15 protein-coding genes and 1 pseudogene are annotated in these 19178 nt (G+C 41.0%); 7 read left to right on the plus strand and 9 right to left on the minus strand.

Going from position 1 to position 19178, the window contains the following annotated elements:
- Positions 1–48 precede the first annotated feature (48 nt).
- The gene (locus F995_RS07485; protein ID WP_004282341.1) at positions 49–750 is read right to left on the minus strand and encodes an IS1 family transposase; all 702 of its coding nucleotides are present in this window, start codon (positions 748–750) and stop codon (positions 49–51) included.
- 156 nt (positions 751–906) lie between these two features.
- Between F995_RS07485 and F995_RS07490 the strand changes: the two genes are divergently transcribed.
- On the plus strand, positions 907–2019 hold the full coding sequence (locus F995_RS07490) for a porin (protein ID WP_004646237.1): 1113 nt from the start codon (positions 907–909) through the stop codon (positions 2017–2019).
- A 147-nt stretch (positions 2020–2166) separates the two neighbouring features.
- A complete protein-coding gene (locus tag F995_RS07495; RefSeq protein ID WP_004646238.1) occupies positions 2167–2868 on the plus strand; it encodes an HAD family hydrolase in 702 nt (233 codons plus the stop codon).
- Here the strand turns inward: F995_RS07495 and F995_RS07500 are convergent.
- On the minus strand, positions 2865–3542 hold the full coding sequence (locus tag F995_RS07500) for a DUF421 domain-containing protein (protein WP_004646239.1): 678 nt from the start codon (positions 3540–3542) through the stop codon (positions 2865–2867). The two genes, F995_RS07495 and F995_RS07500, sit on opposite strands and share 4 nt — an antisense overlap.
- Before the next feature lie 483 nt (positions 3543–4025).
- On the opposite strand from F995_RS07500, the gene F995_RS07505 reads away from it, so the two are divergent.
- A complete protein-coding gene (locus tag F995_RS07505) occupies positions 4026–4712 on the plus strand; it encodes a carbonic anhydrase (protein WP_004646240.1) in 687 nt (228 codons plus the stop codon).
- Positions 4713–4855: 143 nt separating this feature from the next.
- Positions 4856–5899: a coiled-coil domain-containing protein gene (locus tag F995_RS07510; RefSeq protein ID WP_004646241.1), complete on the plus strand. Its 1044-nt coding sequence runs from the start codon at positions 4856–4858 to the stop codon at positions 5897–5899.
- Between the two features lie 207 nt (positions 5900–6106).
- Here F995_RS07510 and F995_RS07515 read toward each other — a convergent pair whose 3' ends face one another.
- The 5 genes from F995_RS07515 to F995_RS07535 all read right to left on the minus strand — a co-directional run bounded on the left by F995_RS07515 (position 6107) and on the right by F995_RS07535 (position 12629).
- Positions 6107–7090, minus strand: a complete 984-nt coding sequence (locus tag F995_RS07515) for a hypothetical protein (RefSeq protein WP_004646243.1) — start codon at positions 7088–7090, stop codon at positions 6107–6109.
- 102 nt (positions 7091–7192) lie between these two features.
- Positions 7193–8340, minus strand: a protein-coding gene (locus F995_RS07520; protein ID WP_115736956.1) for an IS3 family transposase whose coding sequence is annotated in 2 segments (ribosomal slippage) — positions 7193–8094 and positions 8094–8340 — 1149 coding nt in all. Because the reading frame shifts where the segments join, the coding sequence is not laid out codon by codon here.
- A 23-nt stretch (positions 8341–8363) separates the two neighbouring features.
- Complete coding sequence (locus F995_RS07530; RefSeq protein WP_004646246.1) at positions 8364–9479, minus strand: KAP family P-loop NTPase fold protein; 1116 nt, start codon at positions 9477–9479, stop codon at positions 8364–8366.
- Positions 9409–9627, minus strand: a complete 219-nt coding sequence (locus F995_RS17100; protein ID WP_115736955.1) for a P-loop NTPase fold protein — start codon at positions 9625–9627, stop codon at positions 9409–9411. Before F995_RS17100 ends, F995_RS07530 begins: the two co-directional genes overlap by 71 nt.
- 107 nt (positions 9628–9734) lie before the next feature.
- Positions 9735–12629, minus strand: coding sequence for a valine--tRNA ligase (locus F995_RS07535; protein ID WP_004646247.1), 2895 nt, complete (start codon positions 12627–12629; stop codon positions 9735–9737).
- Positions 12630–12804: 175 nt separating this feature from the next.
- Between F995_RS07535 and F995_RS07540 the strand changes: the two genes are divergently transcribed.
- Both F995_RS07540 and F995_RS07545 read left to right on the plus strand, forming a co-directional pair.
- Positions 12805–13476, plus strand: coding sequence for a hypothetical protein (locus F995_RS07540; RefSeq protein WP_004646248.1), 672 nt, complete (start codon positions 12805–12807; stop codon positions 13474–13476).
- A gap of 20 nt (positions 13477–13496) precedes the next feature.
- A pseudogene (locus F995_RS07545) lies at positions 13497–14308 on the plus strand (SDR family oxidoreductase).
- Between the two features lie 22 nt (positions 14309–14330).
- Here F995_RS07545 and F995_RS07550 read toward each other — a convergent pair.
- Positions 14331–15437: a GGDEF domain-containing protein gene (locus tag F995_RS07550; protein WP_004646251.1), complete on the minus strand. Its 1107-nt coding sequence runs from the start codon at positions 15435–15437 to the stop codon at positions 14331–14333.
- Positions 15438–15780: 343 nt separating this feature from the next.
- On the opposite strand from F995_RS07550, the gene F995_RS07555 reads away from it, so the two are divergent.
- Positions 15781–17055, plus strand: a complete 1275-nt coding sequence (locus tag F995_RS07555; protein WP_004646253.1) for a glutaminase — start codon at positions 15781–15783, stop codon at positions 17053–17055.
- A 124-nt stretch (positions 17056–17179) separates the two neighbouring features.
- Here F995_RS07555 and dhaK read toward each other — a convergent pair whose 3' ends face one another.
- Complete coding sequence (dhaK, locus tag F995_RS16310; protein ID WP_004646254.1) at positions 17180–18910, minus strand: dihydroxyacetone kinase subunit DhaK; 1731 nt, start codon at positions 18908–18910, stop codon at positions 17180–17182.
- Between the last annotated feature and the right edge of the window lie 268 nt (positions 18911–19178).

The following is a 19178-nucleotide window of genomic DNA, read 5'->3' on the forward strand; positions in this document are numbered from 1 at the left end:
TAAATGTTAGCCTAAAGTACTGGTGGTGTTTCAAAAAGTATGCTGGCATTAAACGAATCCATTATTGATATAAAAGAACACTAAATCAAAGGCTTTGAAATGATTTTCAAGCTTTTTGGAGAAGTTGCAGCTTCTCCTAAAGCCTCGCCTGATTCGATGCCGTAATCGACAATTATTGCCTTCTATACCCACAGTGAAAAATTTACCAATCAACTGTTTGCATTCTTTAAAGGTCGTAACAAAGCTATCCCAATGGTCACTTGATATACATGTATAGCTTACACCTAACTGCTTCAATTTTAATTTAAGTCGTTTTGCAGTGGCTAAATCTCGGTTACCCCATACATAAGCAACAATTTCACCTGTTTCTCGATGATAGGCATAAATTAGCCATTGTTTATTTTGCTTATGACCAACAAAAGTCCAAAACTCATCTACTTCAAGGGTTTCATAATGACTTTGCTGTGCTCGAAGTTGATATTTTGATTGGCTAAGTGTCCGTAGAACTTTACCGATACTTACTCTTTCAATTTCTGCTATATCCCTGACACCACTGCCTCGCACCATGAGGTGTAATATTTTGGTTTTGATACCTGAGTGACAGCCTTGATAACTGAGAGCATGATCACCAATAAATTGACGTCTGCATATTTTACATTGGTAATTTTGCTTACCATCTACTTTTGTGCCATTTTTCTTTATACTGTCACTTAGGCAGGCTGGACACTTGATTTCTAGAGTTATTCGCATTTCTCTATTTTATCAAAATCCAACCTGCTTTTTTTCAGCATACTTTTTGAAACACCACCAAAGTACTAAATAGAATATATAAATATTAATTTAATAATTTTGTAATATAAGCGCCGTGTGTATTATTTGTTACAAAATAAATTAAGGATATTTTTGATGAAAACTAAGTTAGCAACAGCAATTGCATTCAGCCTTTTGGCGGGGACAACTTTTGCAGCACCAACTTTCTATGGTGAGATTGATGCGTCAGTAGATTATTTACCTGAAGATAATGCTTCACCAGTATCTGACAAAGATGTAATTGAACTAAGTTCAAATAGCTCATTCGTTGGTTTAAAAGGGGATGAAAAGTTAACGGATCGCCTAAGCGCAATTTATGCAATTGAATGGGCTTTTAACTCTGATGGTGAGGGTGACGACTGGTCTAAACGTAACCGTTTTGTTGGTTTAAAAGATGCAAAACTTGGTACTTTAAAAATTGGTGCACATGACACTCCATTAAAACAATTGTCTAGCCCGGTAGATACCTTCAATAATTATGTAGGTAACCGTGCTGATGTAAGTGGTATTTTCACTGGTGAAAGCCGAGTAGCGAATGCTGTAGTGTATGAAGCTCCAGCTATTGCCTTGCCTCAAGGTGCTATTAAAGTGAATGCTTTATTGGCAACTGGTGAAAATTCAGGAATTAAATCTGATAAAGGTGTAGTTAAAACTGCAAATCGTGGTTTAGGTGATGCTTGGTCTGCTTCTGTAGTATATGACAGCCCAGTAGTTGTAGCAGGTGTTGCTTATGACAAAGCAATTCCGACTAACTTCTTAGGGCGCGGTTTTGATAATGCTTCTGCTCCAGAAGTAACGGGCGGTACTTTATTTGCTGCTGCAAATACCATTCGTGCAATTGGCCGTGTAAATCTAGATGGTGGTTTAGCGCTTAAAGCTCTTTATCAAACTTCAGAAGTGGCGGATGTGGATGCAGCTTCTAAAGCAGTTGATTTGCTTATTGATGATGCTCAAGGTTGGTTAATTGGTGCTGAATATAATCTTCCAAATGCAAAAGCTTGGACAGTTAAAGGTCAATACAGCCAAAACACTACAAGCTTCAAAGATAATACTGCCGATTATGAAGCACAGCAGATCTTTGTTGGTGCAGATTACGCATTTAGTAAACAAGTGAAAGCATATGGTTATGCCGGTTATCTAACACTTGAGCGTGGTTCTTTAGAAACTAAACAACCAGTTGTTGGTACAGGCTTAGAGTACAAATTCTAATTTAGATTTTGTACTCTAAGAAAAGGCGATGCTTTGGCATCGCTTTTTTTATGCTTAAAACAACAAAACTTAGCAATTTTATGTCTGATCTAATGAGTTTCGGGCTGTTAACATGATTGAAAGTTTCAGCATCTCGTTTTGAAAATTATGCCTATTCAAGCTGTTTTATTTGACCTCGACAATACCTTGACCCATCGTGATCTGACTGCACAGGCCTATAGCCGTTATCTGGCAGAATATTATGCGCCAGCATTGAAACAGGTCGAGTCTGATAAAATTATCGAGATTGTAAGACGCATCGATAATGGCGGTTATCCTAAAAAGGAATTGCTAACGCATGGCAGCATCGGGGCTTCGGCAGCTTATGCATTATTACAGGAGCTATCTTGGTTAAATCCACCCAGCATAGATGAGCTGGCACAGTTCTGGTTTAGCCAGTTTGGTCGCTGCGCCGTAGAAATGCCGGCAGCAGAGCAAGTATTAACGCAGCTGAAAGATGAGGGTTATCAGCTAGCCATTGTTTCCAATGGCGGACATGACACCCGTTTAAATACGATTCGGGGTTTGGGTATTGAAACTTATTTTGATGAGATCATCAGTTCGGGACTAGTAGGCTTTAACAAACCACAGCCAGAAATATTCCAGATCACTGCAGAGCGTTTAGGCGTGCAGCCTGCACAGTGCCTGTATATTGGCGACCATCCAATTAATGATGTACAAGGAGCTACAGAGGCCGGAATGCATGCATTATGGATGCAAGGCTTTCATGCAGATGCTGAACATATCCAATATAAAATTCAGCAACTGCCGGAAATTTTTGCCCATTTGCAGTTACTGAATCAGGCTTAAGTGATTCTTAAACAGTCAATCGTTTCGGCCCATTGCGAAGAATCACAGCGCGGACATTGCTGGTCGGCATGCGAAAGGGTTTGTACCTGTCCACAGTAAATGCAGGCATATAATTGCCCGGCCTTGACCTGTTGGACAATAGAGCAGGTTTTAGGAAAAAGTGGCAGCCCAGGCCGAACCTCATCCGATTTGAAAAACAGGATACTGAACTTACCGTCAGTTTCCAGTAAACCGGTGCGTACCTGACCGAGATGTTCTACGCCTTGCTGGCGCATTTCGGCAAAGAATTCATCATGGGACATTTTACCTTTTTTAATCTCTTCAACGACCAGCACGCCATCTTCTACGATATAAATCGGTTTACCTTCCAATAGGTCTTCAAACCATTGATATTTCATCATGAGCCAGGTGGTCAGGCGATACATGATAATAATCACCGACATCACCAGGACTGCCTGAATCAGAGGAATATCTTCGGTAAACATCGGGTCGCCGGCAATCGAACCCAAGCTCAAAATGATAGCGACTTCGAAGATGGAAAGCTGACGTACCCCGCGTTTTCCGGTCAGGCGCAGAAACAGGATAATCATCGTATACATCAGGGCACAACGCAGCAAAATTTCTGCAGTAAACTCCCAGGTGGTGTCATGTATAAATATCGTGGCCCAGTCCATTTAAATTCTTTATCCTCATTTTGCTCTTTGGCTCGAGTCTAGCAATATCAGTATTTTATTTGCTGCTGTGTTTATGTAAGTTTATGAATCAAGACAGATTCTATTTAAAAAAGAAGCTTGAGCTTAAAAATCTAGCTATTCAATTTATTCAAAATAAGATAGAGATTTCATGTAAATAATGCATAAAAAATCAGCAGATTAAATTTGAAGAAGATCACATTCTCTGCTGTCTATTTTTAAATCTATAAAAGTATTATCCATTTGAAATCTACCAATATATATTCTGAATAATGTGTTTTGAAGAACTAGGAGTGTTTAGAAATTTGTAAGCAAATCACTTCATCTCTATAAAAATCTGTAGTTTGTGGCCTGAAAAATAGAGTGATTACACCAGGTTAATAAACTGTTTTTAAATTAAAAATTGTGATTTTGACTTCCAACAAGGGATGTATTGTGAAAAGAATATTCACGCTTTTAACGGTTATGGGTTTAAGTACAGCGGTCTGGGCAGATGCGGATTGGGATTATACTCAGCCTGAGCAATGGTCGACTTTGAGCCAGAAATATTCGGCCTGTAATGGTCTGAACCAGTCACCAATCAATATTGAGCGAACAGTGAAAGCAGAACTGGAACCGCTCAAGTTCAGCTATAACACCATGATTCATGCGATCGAAAATAAAGGTCATACTGTTCAGGTGGATTTTTCGCAAGGTGGTGAATTGCAACTGGATGGCGATACCTTTGTACTGAAGCAGTTTCATTTGCACAGCCCGAGTGAAAACCTGATCAAGGGTAAAAGCTATCCACTGGAAATCCATTTTGTCCATTCCAATGCCAAAGGTGAGCTGGCTGTGGTGGGGATGATGTTTGAACAGGGACAGGAAAGTCAGATGCTCAAACGCATGTGGAGTCGCCTACCAAAAAAACAGGGTGAAAAAGTGGTTTTGAAAACGCCACAAGCGGTGAATCAGATGTTGCCTAAGAATCTGGATTATTATCGCTTTAGCGGCTCGCTGACCACACCTCCGTGTTCGGAAGGCGTACGCTGGCTGATTCTGAAAGATATTCAGCAGGCTTCTGCCAAGCAGATTTCGGAATTTACCAAACTGATGGGGCATCCAAATAACCGTCCGGTACAGTCCTTGAATGGCCGTGTAGTGCTGGAATAATCAATATGAGAGCGAAAAAGCAGACTTTGGTCTGCTTTTTTTAATTCTGATACAAATTTCGAAAGGGCACACTGAAAAGGACTTTGTGACGAAAGCTGAAAGATTTAATATGGATATTATTTCTTCTTTGACCTTCTCCTGCCATGCTCTTTGACTTAAAAACCATGATTCAGCCATTCACAGCGCTTTCGCCACAGCAGAAGAAGCTGGATCATCTGATTGATAAAATCGAGCAACAGAAACAGGAATTACACCAATGGCAACAGGCTGAAGAAGATCTGCAGCAATATACCCATAAAACCTTCATGCCAGTTTACCATGAATTGCATGGCGTACTGTTCAAGCAGCTGGAACAGCTCTGGAAGCACCTGCAGGAAACCACATTTTCCAAGGCAGAACTGGTGGTGCTGGATGAAAAGATTCAATACCTTGCAAATTATCTAAAAGACTCTCAGGCAATGTCGGTGCAACAAGCTCATAAAGTGAATGAAATCTTCACTTACTATCAGCAACGTGCCGAACATGCCCAATTCAGAAAAAGCCAAAAGAAAGTAAATGAACTGGAAACATTTTTTAAGAATGAGCATCCCTCAGATCTTGCAGATGTAGAAGTATTTGAAGAATGGGAATCAGATCATTTTCAGCAGGCACGTGAGCAGGCCAGATTAAAACGCCAGCAGGAAAAACAGGAACAGGCAGCAGCGATGGCAGAGCAGTCATTGAAAACCGTTTATTTAAAAATTGCTGCCATCATTCACCCTGACCGTGAAGTGAATGATGTCAAAAAAATCAAGAAAACTGAATTATTGCAACGTGCCAACGAGGCGTATGCAGAGCAGGACCTGTTTACGTTACTAAGAATGCAACTACAAATTGAACAAGATCAGGATGTTTCACAAAAAGGTTTAAGTGCAGAGCAACTCAAGTTTTATCAACTCGCTTTGGATGCACAGAGTCAGAAATTACAAGATCAGATCGATGTATTGATACATAGATTAGTCTGGTCACAAAAAACCAGAATTGCAGTAAAAAAGGCGAAAGGCAAAGTTCAGATTGCTGACCTGTATAAGCAAATCGATGAAGATACTTCAGCCATCAAACAGCAGATTAAAGTAGAAAAAGAACGCCTGATGTATATCAAAAAGGTAAGTGGCTTGGAGATGTTTTTAAGGCATGGGATGCTTTAACTTAATTAGAATTACCTCTCCCTAACCCTCACTTGCGCTTCGTTTTAAAGCAGTACTTTAAAACTTGCTCAGGATAGGGAACATCCATTACAGAATAAATTTAAGCTAGAATTTCAATATTGGAATTAAATAACAATAAATTAAAGTCACAATGAAAGTTCCCTCTCCCTTTGGGATGAGAAGCACTGCTTCGCAAGGGGGTGAGGGTTAATCATCTAAATCATCATCTTTTCCATTAGTTTTAGCTTCTATATTTTTCTTAAACATTTCTATTAATTCTTTTTCCTCTTCTGAAAGAACAGAATGATCAGCAGAGTCAATTATGTTTGATATGCGTGGAATATCTAAAAAATTTTCTACAGTATCAGCTTTAATTTTTTTTGAAACATTCGATATTGTATAAAAATCATTGGATGATCGAGTCACTTGAATCATCTTGCTGAGTATTTTTAAAACTCCATTTATATCTTGAGTTTGTTTTTCGAACCAAGTGAGTACATCAGAAGAATTCCCCCATTCTTTCCAACGATACATGAGTGAAAGGAATGATGTATTTTTTAATAGACTTTCAGGATTTGAATTAGCGAATTGATTTAATTGATTTATAAAATCATTTTTGAGTTGTTCAAAATCATATTCTTCGAATATTGTTTCATTATTCTTTTCTTTGTTTTGATGTTCTGCGGTTAGAATGTAATCAATAATTGAAAAATTAGAATTTTGATTAATGTAATTCTGTAATATTTTAGCCCGAAATTTTATATCGGGTATATCTTCTAAGGACCAAGAGCATAATCTGAATAAATAAGTTTGGGCTGAAAAACCAAAAAATTTACTAGATTCATGATTAATTTCATCACCAGCATCTAACATTGCGTAAATGTATGAATTAATATTTTCTTGAGGAACTTGTTTACTATATGCTTCAAATTTGGATAGAAAGTCTTCAAGTAAATTTCTGGCATCTAGGGCAAGAATTTTCTCTTTAAGCTGTTCTCTATTAGCAGTTAGTTGCAGGAAATTTATAAAGTCTGACGTAGAAAAATCTTCGCTATCAAAACTAAGTTTGAAATATTTATCAAAGTGGTCTTTATGGCATACTCTGAGTTGAGTAAACCATTCTTGATATGAACTATGATCATGATAATAGTTACTTATGATCCACTGAGTAGTAGGAAAGAGGGTTTTCAAAATACCTTCGACAGATTCTCTATTGTTCTCAGATGCGCTCTTGAAAATATCTTCAATTATTCGTGAATACTTTACTTTATCTGTTGAATAGCCACCAAAATTCTAGACACACATAACCATCTGTTGATGGGCCTTTTCATAATCTAATGGAGAACACTGACCATTGGAACCATGTCTGCGTTTTGAATTGTAGAACATCTCAATATATTCAAAGATATCCGACCTTGCTTCAGTTCTCGATACATATATTTTCTTCTTGATCCTCTCTCGCTTTAACAACTGAAAGAAACTCTCGGCAACAGCATTATCATGACAATTTCCTCGTCTGCTCATACTGCTTTCAAGATTATGATGTTTGAGAAATGTCTGCCATTCATGACTGGTGTATTGACTGCCTTGGTCAGAATGGATCAAAACTTTGTTCTTTGGGTTTCTTCGCCACAAAGCCATCAGTAATGCATCTAACACCAGATCTGTTGTGATTCTGGATTTCATAGACCAGCCAATAACAAGACGCGAAAACAGGTCAATCACAACTGCGAGATATAACCACCCTTCATGAGTACGGATATAAGTGATGTCAGTCACCCATAATTGGTTCGGCTGCGTTGGATTAAATTGGCGGCCCAAAGTGTTTGCAGCAACGACAGCTGGAGTACCTGCATGAGTTCTAGGTTTGCGATAGCCACGCTGTGATTTAAGACCATTCGCCTTCATGAGCCGATATACCCGATTGATCCCGCAACTTTCGCCAACATCTTTCAAATCACAGTGAATCTTGCGATAACCATAGACTCCGCCAGATTCCAACCAGAACTGTTTAATCAGTCCTGAAAGCTGTTGCCGTTTCTTGGCAGTTTTACTGGTGGGTTGCTTTAACCATGCGTAATAACCACTGTGATGAACATCTAAAGTTGAACATAAACGACGAACAGGCCATATATGTTGGTTGTCCTGAATAAAGGCGTACCTCATTTGGACTGGCTTGCGAAGTACACCGCGGCCTTTTTTAAGATGTCTCTTTCTTCTGTAACCCTTTGAAGCTCTTTTTTTAACTTTGCTAACTCTGAACTTGGGTCATTAAACTCAGTTGTCCTAGGTTGCTGTGGATCATAACGTTTAATCCAGGTATACAGACTATGGGTGGTCGTCCCTAAACGTGCAGCAACTTCAGCTACACTATGACCTTTCTCAGTAACTTGCTTTACTGCTTCAATTTTGAATTCTTCAGGGTATCGTTTACTGCTCATAAGCACCTCGTTAATTAGCCATTTTATCTAACTAAAAGGTGTCTACAAAATCGGTGGCTATTCACTGTTTGATTGTTACTTGAGACAGAACGTAAAGTGGTAAAAGCTTCTTTAGAGTTGGAGAGTTTGCTATAAACATTCGGCTCAAACACTCTTAAGCATTCAATGGCTATCAAATCTATTGGATCTGCTTCGAAAATATCATTATTTTTAAAAAGATTGAAGTTAAAGCATAGAGTCGAGTTGAATCTATAGACATTTCTTAAATTATTGAAATAGTTTTTTAAACCGTTATGATAAATTTCCACCCATCTTTTTTGATCAAATTTTTTGTCTGCATCAGTATGACTATTTATCACATCTTCTAGTAGATTAACTAGAACTTCATGGACTTGTTTTAATTGAATTTGTGGAATTGTAAAAGGTATTTGAATAATTTTTTCTAGATAGTTCTCGCCAGATTGCGTAGTATCAGTGAGCTTTTTTTCAACTATATCTTTCTGAAATAAAAGTAAAAATATTACATTAGGAAAATCAGTATTTGCTTTAATTAATTGAAAGATCATTCGCAACTCTACAGTTGTTAAGCGATCAATATCATCCATAACGATCAAAAGAGGAGTTGTCCTACTCTTCAAAGCGGTAATTAATTCCTCACGAATTTCTGCTAAGGTTTTTTCATTCAGTTTAGCCTTTTGACTAGAATTTTCTGACATTTTACCTAGTATGTCACTTCCTTTCTCAGTAACTGACATAAGGATAGGAATGAGTGATGTTAAGGTCGTAATGAGTAACACTAATTGTGTATTATCAGTAAAATAGCTACTTACTAGTCCTGTACCTAAAATTGCAGTAGTTAATAAAGGAACGAAAAGATTAGCACTTTTAAAAATCGTGTGAGCTGTAGAAAGGTGATTACCATACTTAGCAAATATATTTGCCAAATTTTGATCTTCTTTAGATGAGTCTTTCCTTCCAATAGATTTTGATATTTCATCAAAAAAAGCTTGAACAATCTTATCCTGAGCTGACCATTCCCAAGGTGAAAACTCTATAATTGTGGGTGAGTTATCTTGCTTTTTTTGAATAAGACAATGCCATATTTTTAATTGATGATTTTCCTGAGCCCCAATCTCCATGCAACGCAATAACTAGACTTTCATCACCTTTCCATTGAGAAATAGCATCACTTAAGTTTTTTGCAAAATCAGCTCGACCTAATAAGTCTTGTTCTAAATTTCTAATTGGTCTATCAGCAGAAAATGCGTATTTATCTATATTTGTCATGTTGGGGTATTTATAAAGTTTTAATCAAATAATTCTATCAAATATCATTATGATTTTAAAAAAAATCCCCTCACTAAGAGGGGATCTTTTTGAATCAAACTACAGCATTAAAGCGCTGCAATTTGCTCCATATTCGCTTTAATCGTCGCTAACTGATCCGCAAACTCAGCAAGTTTTGCTTTTTCGCCTTCAACCACAGCAGCAGGCGCTTTCGCCACAAAACCTTCATTAGCAAGTTTAGTTGCAATTTGGTCATGCTGTTTTTGGACCTTGTCTAAGTCTTTTTGTAGACGACCCAATTCCGCTTTAGGGTCAATTAAACCCTTCATTGGAACGAACACAGATACGTGACCGACTACAGAAGAAGAAGACAATGGTGGTTGTTCGCCATCCGCCAAGAAGGTGATGCTTTCAACTTTTGCCAATGCTTTAAACAACGGCTCAATACGAGAAATTTGGGCAGTTTCAGCTTCAGTGGTGTTCTGTAAAAGTACAGGCAATAAACGCGCATTGCCTAGACCCATCTCACCACGGATGTTACGTACCGCACCAATCAAACCTTGCAGCCATTGCATATCTGCTTCAGCTTGGTCATTCATCAATGCTTCGTCAGCAGTTGGGTACTGTGCAAGCATGATGGTTTCGCCAGAGATACCCAATTTAGGCGCAAGCGTTTGCCAAATTTCTTCTGTCAAATACGGCATTAACGGATGAGCAAGACGTAAAGACGCTTCCATGACCGCGAGCAATACACGACGAACTTCAGCTTTACGCTCTTCAGAAACGTTTTCATCGTTCAATACAGGTTTGGTCAGTTCTACATACCAGTCACAGTATTCATTCCAGATGAACTCGTAAATCGCTTGCGCAGCCAAGTCTAAACGGTAGGTTGCAAATGCAGTTTGTACCGCAGCAGTCGCTTTTTGCAGACGGCTTACGATCCATTGTTCAGGCAATTCCCAAAGATCAGGACGCGCTGTTTGACCAACCGTTTGACCTTCAATATTCATCATCACGAAACGCGTTGCGTTCCAGATTTTATTGGCAAAGTTACGGTAACCTTCAACACGCTTCATGTCGAACTTGATGTCACGACCAGTATTGGCAAGTGCACAGAATGTGAAACGAACTGCGTCAGTACCGTAAGACTGAATCCCTTCAGGGAATTCTTTACGGGTCGATTTTTCAATCTTCGCTGCCTGTTTCGGGTTCATCAAACCTGTAGTACGTTTTTGTACCAAAGTTTCTAAATCCACACCGTCAATCAAGTCTAATGGGTCAAGCACGTTACCTTTAGATTTAGACATCTTCTGACCTTCGCCATCACGTACCAAACCGTGAACGTACACAGTTTTAAATGGCACTTGTGGCGTACCATCTTCATTCTTCATGAAGTGCATGGTCAGCATGATCATGCGGGCAACCCAGAAGAAGATGATGTCAAAACCTGTCACCAGTACATCTGTTGGATGGAATGTATTTAAGAAGTAGTTGGCTTTGTCTTTTGCTTCGTCGCCAGTCCAACCTAAAGTTGAGAATGTCCAAAGACCTGAAGAGAACCATGTGTCCAGTACATCTTCATCCTGGTTCAACTCAACATCGGCAGGAATATTGTTTTTCGCACGAACTTCTTCCTCGTTACGACCTACATAAACGTTGCCTTGGGCATCGTACCAGGCCGGAATGCGGTGACCCCACCACAATTGACGTGAGATACACCAGTCTTGGATATTGTTCATCCAAGCCATGTACATGTTGCTGTACTGCTCAGGAACGAACTTGATACGGCCGTCTTGAACTGCTTCAATCGCAGGTTTCGCAAGTGGCGCAATTTTTACATACCATTGGTCAGTCAGTAATGGCTCAACGATCACGCCTGAACGGTCACCGCGAGGTGGTTTTAATGTATAAGGTTGAATCTGGTCTAACCAGCCTTCAGCTTCAGCCTGTTCAACGATCTTCTTACGTGCCTCAAAACGTTCTAAACCAATGTAATCTGCAGGCGCAGGAATGGTTTTAGAAATTTGCTCGCCCGCTTTCGCGATGTATTCAAACTCAGCCAACACTTCAGCATTTTTGTTGAAAATGTTGATGATTGGCAATTCGCAACGTTTACCCACTTCATAGTCATTGAAGTCGTGTGCAGGGGTGATTTTTACACAGCCTGTACCGAATTCTTTGTCTACATATTCGTCTTTTACGATTGGAACTGCACGACCTGTGATTGGTAAGATTATATTTTTACCTACTAGATCAGCATAACGTTCATCATCCAGTGCAACCGCAACCGCAGTATCACCCAATAATGTTTCAGGACGCGTCGTTGCAACCACGATGTGATCTTTACCATCGTGGGTGCGGAGTGACTTATCTTCAAAGAAATATTTGAAGTGCCACAATGAACCTGCTTCTTCTTTATCAGACTCAACTTCCAGGTCAGAAAGGGCAGTTTGCAGTTTTGGATCCCAGTTCACCAGACGTTTGCCGCGGTAGATCAGGCCTTCTTCGTGAAGTTTTACAAACACTTCTTTTACTGCGTTTGATAAACCATCATCCATCGTGAAGCGTTCACGTGACCAGTCAACCGAAGAACCTAAGCGACGGATTTGACGGGTAATGTTACCGCCAGACTGTTCTTTCCATTCCCAGACTTTTTCGATGAACTTTTCACGACCCAGGTCATGACGGCTAATCCCTTGTGCACCCAGCTGACGCTCAACCACCATTTGCGTTGCAATACCTGCGTGGTCAGTACCCGGTTGCCAAAGCGTATTTTTACCAGACATACGGTTGAAACGCGTCAAGGCATCCATGATGGCATTGTTGAAACCATGACCCATGTGCAGGCTACCAGTGACGTTTGGTGGCGGAATCATGATACAGAAAGATTCGCCTTTTTCAGACGGCTTAAAGTAACCACGCTCTTCCCAAGTTTGGTACCATTTTTTCTCGATCTCGTTCGGATCGTAGGTTGTCGCGATATTTTGCGCTGAGTCAGTCATAGTCTAAACAGATCAAAAGTGAATGAAAAATTGGATCTATTGTAGCAAAAAAAATAGTGCATGCGGCAGCTTAACCAAATGCAAACTTTAGCCAATTGGCATGTATAGCAACTCATCGTATGATAGATTGATAAAAAAACGCGACTCATCGCAGCATATCAAAAAGGATAATAAGATGAGCTATAACATTTCCCTGAAGCTTCAACCCGAAACCCATCAGCGCTTTAAAGACCTTCATTCCAGATTAAATGCCGGCGAGCGAGACAGTCTTGCCAGACCCTTAGGTGAAAATCTGGCCGATATGGCCTGTGAAATTATTGACCAGATTTTTGGTCAGGTGGTGCAGTTGGCCAATTCACCGGACAGCGAGTCCGAAAAAGTGATTCAGCAGATTATGCATAACACCCGTAAATATATGCCGTGGTCGGTTTCGTTGTTTGGCAATGAGCGTCTGATGCCTATGGTGAACTATTTGCATCGCATGACCTATGAGCATCAAGGTGATGCTTTTGTTCGATATCCGGTGGAAAAATTGCTGGTGATGGAGTTGCTCGGCTGTATTGACCAGATGAAAAATGGTAATCATCAATATGTATCACCCGCTTTAAAAGCCTTTACTCAGGTGGTCGATCAAGGGGTGACACATCTGATCCGTGAACCGAAAAAAATGTTGAAATTTAATGTGGTGGTCGATAAAACCTTGAATGGGGTGATTCATTTAACCACCCAGTTAGGCTATAAACGTTTTGACAAGCTCGGTAGCATCTATGATGCCGATACGATGAGTTATTATTTTGAGCATTTGCTGGCATTTCTGGAAGATGAAATGCAGCACCATATTCATTAAAACAAGGGAAAGAGGATTTCATGGCGAAAGTTGAAGACTTAAATGGAAAAGTGGTCTGGATTACCGGCGCATCTTCAGGGATTGGCAAGGCGATTGCCCAGCAATGTGCTGCACTTGGGGCACAGGTGGTACTGACTGCACGTCGGCATGAAGAACTGGAAAATGTTCGCCAAAGTCTCACTAATCCAGATCAGCATATTTCAGTCATTGCCGATATCACGGATGAAAGCCAGGTTCGTCATGCCTATGAACAGGTTTTGCAACAAAAAGGCCGGATTGACTGGCTGATTAATAATGCAGGACTCAGTCAACGTGCCCTGATTCAGCACACCACCATGCAGACTGAACGCGCTATTATGGAAGTCGATTATTTCTCGCAGGTATTTCTTACCAAAATGGTATTGCCGACCTTTCTGGCACAAAAATCAGGTCGTATCGTGTTTATTTCCAGTGTGGCAGGTTTGCTTGGCACCCAGTATCGTATCGCGCCTCCTATTCAGCAGCCAAAGCAGCGATTCATATGTGGGCCAATAGTTTACGTGCTGAAGTTGCTGATCAGGGCGTTCAGGTCTCAGTGATATTCCCGGGCTTTGTTCAAACCAATGTGTCGTTTAATGCTTTAAATGGGGAAGGCAAGCCACAAGCCAAGCAGGATGAAGCGATTGAAAATGGTCTGTCGGCAGAAGATTTTGCCCGTCAAAGCGTACAAGCCTTGCAGTGCGGCGAAGAATATATCGTGATTGGCGGAAAGAAAGAAAAACTTGGTGTGCTAGTTTCACGTATTTCCCCCAAGGTGCTGTACAAAATGATTCGCAAGACCAAGGTGAAATAAGAGATTTAAAGTTTTATCAAATTCAGGCAATTTTCTCTTGAGCGAATTGAACCTGATTACGGCCCATCTGTTTGGCCTGATATATGGCATGATCGGCCGCTAAAGTGGCTTCTTTAATCTGATTAGGATGATTGAAGAAGCTGACTCCGATACTGATAGTCAGGTAAATATGCTGCTGTTCATGATGTAATGGAGTTTCTTTAAGCTGTAACCGGATCCGTTCAGCAATTTTAAAGGCGGCATCTTTTTGAATGTCATGCAAGACGAGCAGAAACTCTTCACCGCCAATCCGTGACACCTGGTCTTTACTGCGAATATTGGCTTTAAATATCTGACTGATATGTTGTAAAATCAGATCACCGACCTGATGTCCATAACGATCATTAACTGCTTTGAAATGATCTAAATCTGCCATCAAAACTGCATGCTGTAAGGCAGGATTAGGATCTATTTTTTGAATATAGGCTTCAAATCCACGGCGGTTTAATAATCCGGTTAGTGGGTCGTGATGGCGCTCCCGTTGCAACTTTCGCACCAGATCCAAAATTGCACAGCCAATGAATAAACCTAAAAAGATCAAATCAATCAGCAGCAGGAGCAGCTGTGTAAATGCCCACGCTGGTTCGTAATGGGCGACAAATCCCTGATCCTTAAGTAAAACAGAGAATAGCAAGGCACGACCCATAATGATGAACACGGTCGCGAGGGTAAAAATTTTCAGGTAACTGTCGATACGTAAGCCTGTGCTCGTCCGAATAAAGGCAATTGGGCGGTGCAAATAAATTGCCGCAGTAATGCTACCAATAATCAGCAAACGGGCAGTCTGGTCAGCAGTCACTTGGGTAAAGTAGTAAATACCAAACGCACCCAAGGCAATCAGGTAAATATAGTTTGGCCATGCATAGTCGATTTTTAAACGCTCATAAATGGCTTTGCTGTGAAAGGTACAGGACAAGAAGTAAAGAGCAGCAATGAAACTAGATATTTCAACTAAAACTGATGCAGATAAAACGGTATTGAGTAATATCGTCACGCCAATCAGAATCAGTGCATAAGCATAAGATCTTAAATAATTAGGTAAGCCTTTATAATAGGAAATACTCAGCGTGATGATCCCCAGGCTCGACATGATGCTGGGCACGAGTAGACTGTAAAAATTCAAATCCGGGATCAGCGTGTTAGATTATAATGTGAGCAGGTGGGTGAATAATATCATTTATTGCGATGAAAAATATAAATAAAATGGATAATCAAACTAATCGAAATGACCTGTTGAACCGCTCGATATTTTATAAAAACTCAAAAAAATAATATCAAAATGCCCCTTACTCCTGATGATCATTGAGCTGAAAAGGCATTTGTTTTAGTCCAAATCAATGGACGTATTTATAAAATGCTACCAATTTGGACTTGTAGTTTTATCCTGAAAATTTAAGGTGTAAACAGGATGAAAATATAAAGGATCTATCTGAATGAAAACCCCGGTGCCCGATTATCTCCAGCATGTATTAACGGTCTGTCATGATAATGATCAGGGCGCTTTGGCTGACTATATCCCTGAACTGGCAGCGGTAGATCCAAACAAGTTCGCTTTGGCGCTGACCACGGTGGATGGCACGATTTATTCCACGGGAGATGATGAAACCGAATTTACCATGCAGTCGATGTCCAAGCCTTTTGCCTATGCCTTGGCATTGCAGCATTTGGGAATTCCAGCAGTACTGGAAAAGGTCGGCGTTGAACCTTCAGGAGAGGCTTTTAATCAGATTTCGCTAGATAAAGAAACCAATCTTCCTAAAAATCCAATGATTAACTCGGGTGCGATCATTACGCATTCTTTGATTCCGGTACAAAAAGGCATTTCACGTGCGGAATGCTTACGCCGTTTTTTAAGTGAGCTGGCAGGACGTCAACTGGAATTCGACAAGCAGGTGTATAAGTCGGAAGTCAAAACTGCATTCCGGAACCTGTCGATTGGCTATATGCTACGTACCGTAGGTGTGCTGGATTCGGATCCGGTAGAAATCGTCAATGGATACATCAAGCAATGTGCGATTAAAGTGACGGTCAAAGATCTGGCAAATATCTGTAGTGTGCTCGCCAATGGCGGTGTTCAGGCCAAAACGGGCAAACAGCTGCTAGAGCGTGATGTGGTGCGCCAAGTGCTCAGCGTGATGATGACCTGTGGCATGTATGATGCGGCGGGTGACTGGCTGACGACGGTGGGCATTCCTGCCAAAAGTGGTGTATCGGGCGGAATTATCGGGGTATTGCCTGGGCAGGTGGGAATTGTGGTTTTTTCTCCTAAAATTGATGAGCATGGGCATAGTGTACGTGGCGTGGATATTTTTGAGCGTTTGTCGCGGGACATGGGCTTGCATCTGATGGAAGGGACGCCATCGGCACAGACCATTTTGCAAAGTCGTTATACGGCAGGTAAGAACAATGACATTGTCGTGTATGAGCTGCGCGGTGTATTGCAATTTACAGAATCCGAAATGTTGCTGCGAATTTTGCAGGATGAGCCAGACGCTCAAACACGTATAGTCATAGACCTGACCAATTTGACTTTGATTCATGATGTGGGTGCACGCATGTTATTTGAAGGTGTCAAACGTTTACAAGCGAATGGGCACAAAGTGGTGGTCATTGACTCAGAAGGCGTATTGGGTGAGGAACAGGTGAAAGGCAATAAGCGGGTAGTGGTGACAGAAGAGTTAGAGCGCTATTTAGAGAAGTTTAGTTAGACCATGTTGATGGGGATGAGCAATGTCTTACCTTACTTGACTGATGCTTTAAGATGTACAGCCTAGAAATGAAATATAAAAAAGCCCCGACCAGTGTCGAGGCTTTTTTAAAATATTGTAAAGCTTATTTAATATGCTGGGTAATGTCCGTAAAGATCACGCCTAAGCCATGTGCACCAGCATCTGGATAGCCTAAGCTACGATCACCCACCGTACCGGCACGGCCCATACGCGCCACGATCTCTTTGGTCGATTCTGCACCTTTTACCGCAGCCTTTGCACCAAGTATAAAGTTCTCTTTAAAAGGTTTGTCTGTATTGGTAGACCATGAATCTGCACAAGGAACCAAAGCATCAATCAGGGTTTTGTCGCCCACTACAGCGCCACGACCAAATGAACGCTCACCTGTCACTTGAATGCCTTTGACTGCTGCTTGAAGCATCTCGGCAAAATCTGCCACGCTTAGAGTTTGTTTCCCTTGAATAGCTTTACTGGCCGAACGGAATGCTGAACCCCAAATTGGACCTGACGCACCACCACAGTGTTCCATAATAATCATGGAACTGTTTAGCAAGAATTCATCCATGTGCTGTGCTTGAATCAGGCTTTGCCATTCACGTTTCAGTTGTTTAAAGCCTTTGGCGACGCTCATACCAAAATCGCCATCGCCTGCATGCGCATCTAGTTCGCAGAATGGCACTTCATTTTTGATGATGCAGGCCGCCATGACATCGACCACATAACGCATGTTTTCAATCGTGAATTGTTCATTTTGAATTTCAGCATGTTCAGGCTGAGTTTCGACTTCTGTATTGGCGGTTTGTTTTGCTGCTGCGTCTTGTGCTGCAAATTCAAATGGTAGTGCAGGCGAGCCATCCAGTTTAAATGCTGGAGTATTGGCTTCCGCATCCAGATAGGTTTTCAGTTCATCATCCACAGCAAGCAATGAAACCGATGCACCGTTCATGTCGATACTGGTCATGTAGTTGCCAACAAATGTACGGTAAATCTTGATGCCTTTACGTGCCAGATGTTCGCATACATCATTGTTAAACACATACAGTTCTTGCATTGGTGTTGAACCAAAGCCATTCACCAACAACGCAACTTCTTGCATGTCAGGACGGTCAAGAAATAAGTCATCGACCATACGTTGTGCCATTTCTTTCGATGGCAAGATTTTTTCACGACGGATGCCGGGTTCACCGTGGATACCGACGCCGTATTCCATTTCATCATTCGCCAAGGTGAAGGTGGGTGTACCTTTCGCAGGAACGGTACATGAGCTATAAGCAAAACCTAAGCTAATCACGTTATCTGCCGCTTTTTGTGCGACGGCTTTAACTTCCGCCAGCTCTAAACCTTTTGATGCTGCTGCACCTGCAATCTTATGTACGAAGATGGTACCAGCAACGCCACGACGACCGACCGTATAAAGGCTATCTTTTACCGCGATATCATCTGCTACTTTTACATAATCGACTTTAATGCCATCTTCCTGAGCAAGTGCTGCACCATTCTGGAAATTCATCATATCGCCAGAATAGTTTTTGATGATCATCAAAACGCCTTTGTCTGTTGCCACATGTTGCAGGGCTTTGTAGACCTGAATTTGAGAAGGTGATGCAAACACGTCACCACATACAGCCGCGTCTAACATGCCTGTACCGACAAAGCCCGCATGTGCAGGTTCGTGACCACTACCACCGCCACTAATCAGTGCCACGTTATTGTGTTTTTGTTTACGTGAAATGATTTTATGCGATTCGGTAAATGTCAGTTCAGGGTGAGCAAGGACAAAGCCTTTGCACATTTCGACAACCAGATTTTCAGGGTTGTTGATGAGTTTTTTCATGGAGGAAGGCCTTCACGTATTCTGGGAGATGTGTAAAGTCTTATTATTATGGAAATGTTTGAAATTTGCAGACTCAAAAGTGTAAAAACAGATGATTTTGGGGTGAGCGGTTAGAAAAGGGGCAGTTTCAGATTTTTTATTGGTTGTTAAATTTTACCTCTCCCTAACCCTCTCCTAAAAGGAGAGGGAATGTCTATTCATAAATTCATGTCAGCATTCAAATAGTAATGAATGCTCCCTCTCCCATTGGGAGAGGGTCGGGGTGAGG

Source organism: Acinetobacter sp. CIP A162 (genome assembly GCF_000367905.1).
GTDB lineage: Bacteria > Pseudomonadota > Gammaproteobacteria > Pseudomonadales > Moraxellaceae > Acinetobacter > Acinetobacter lwoffii.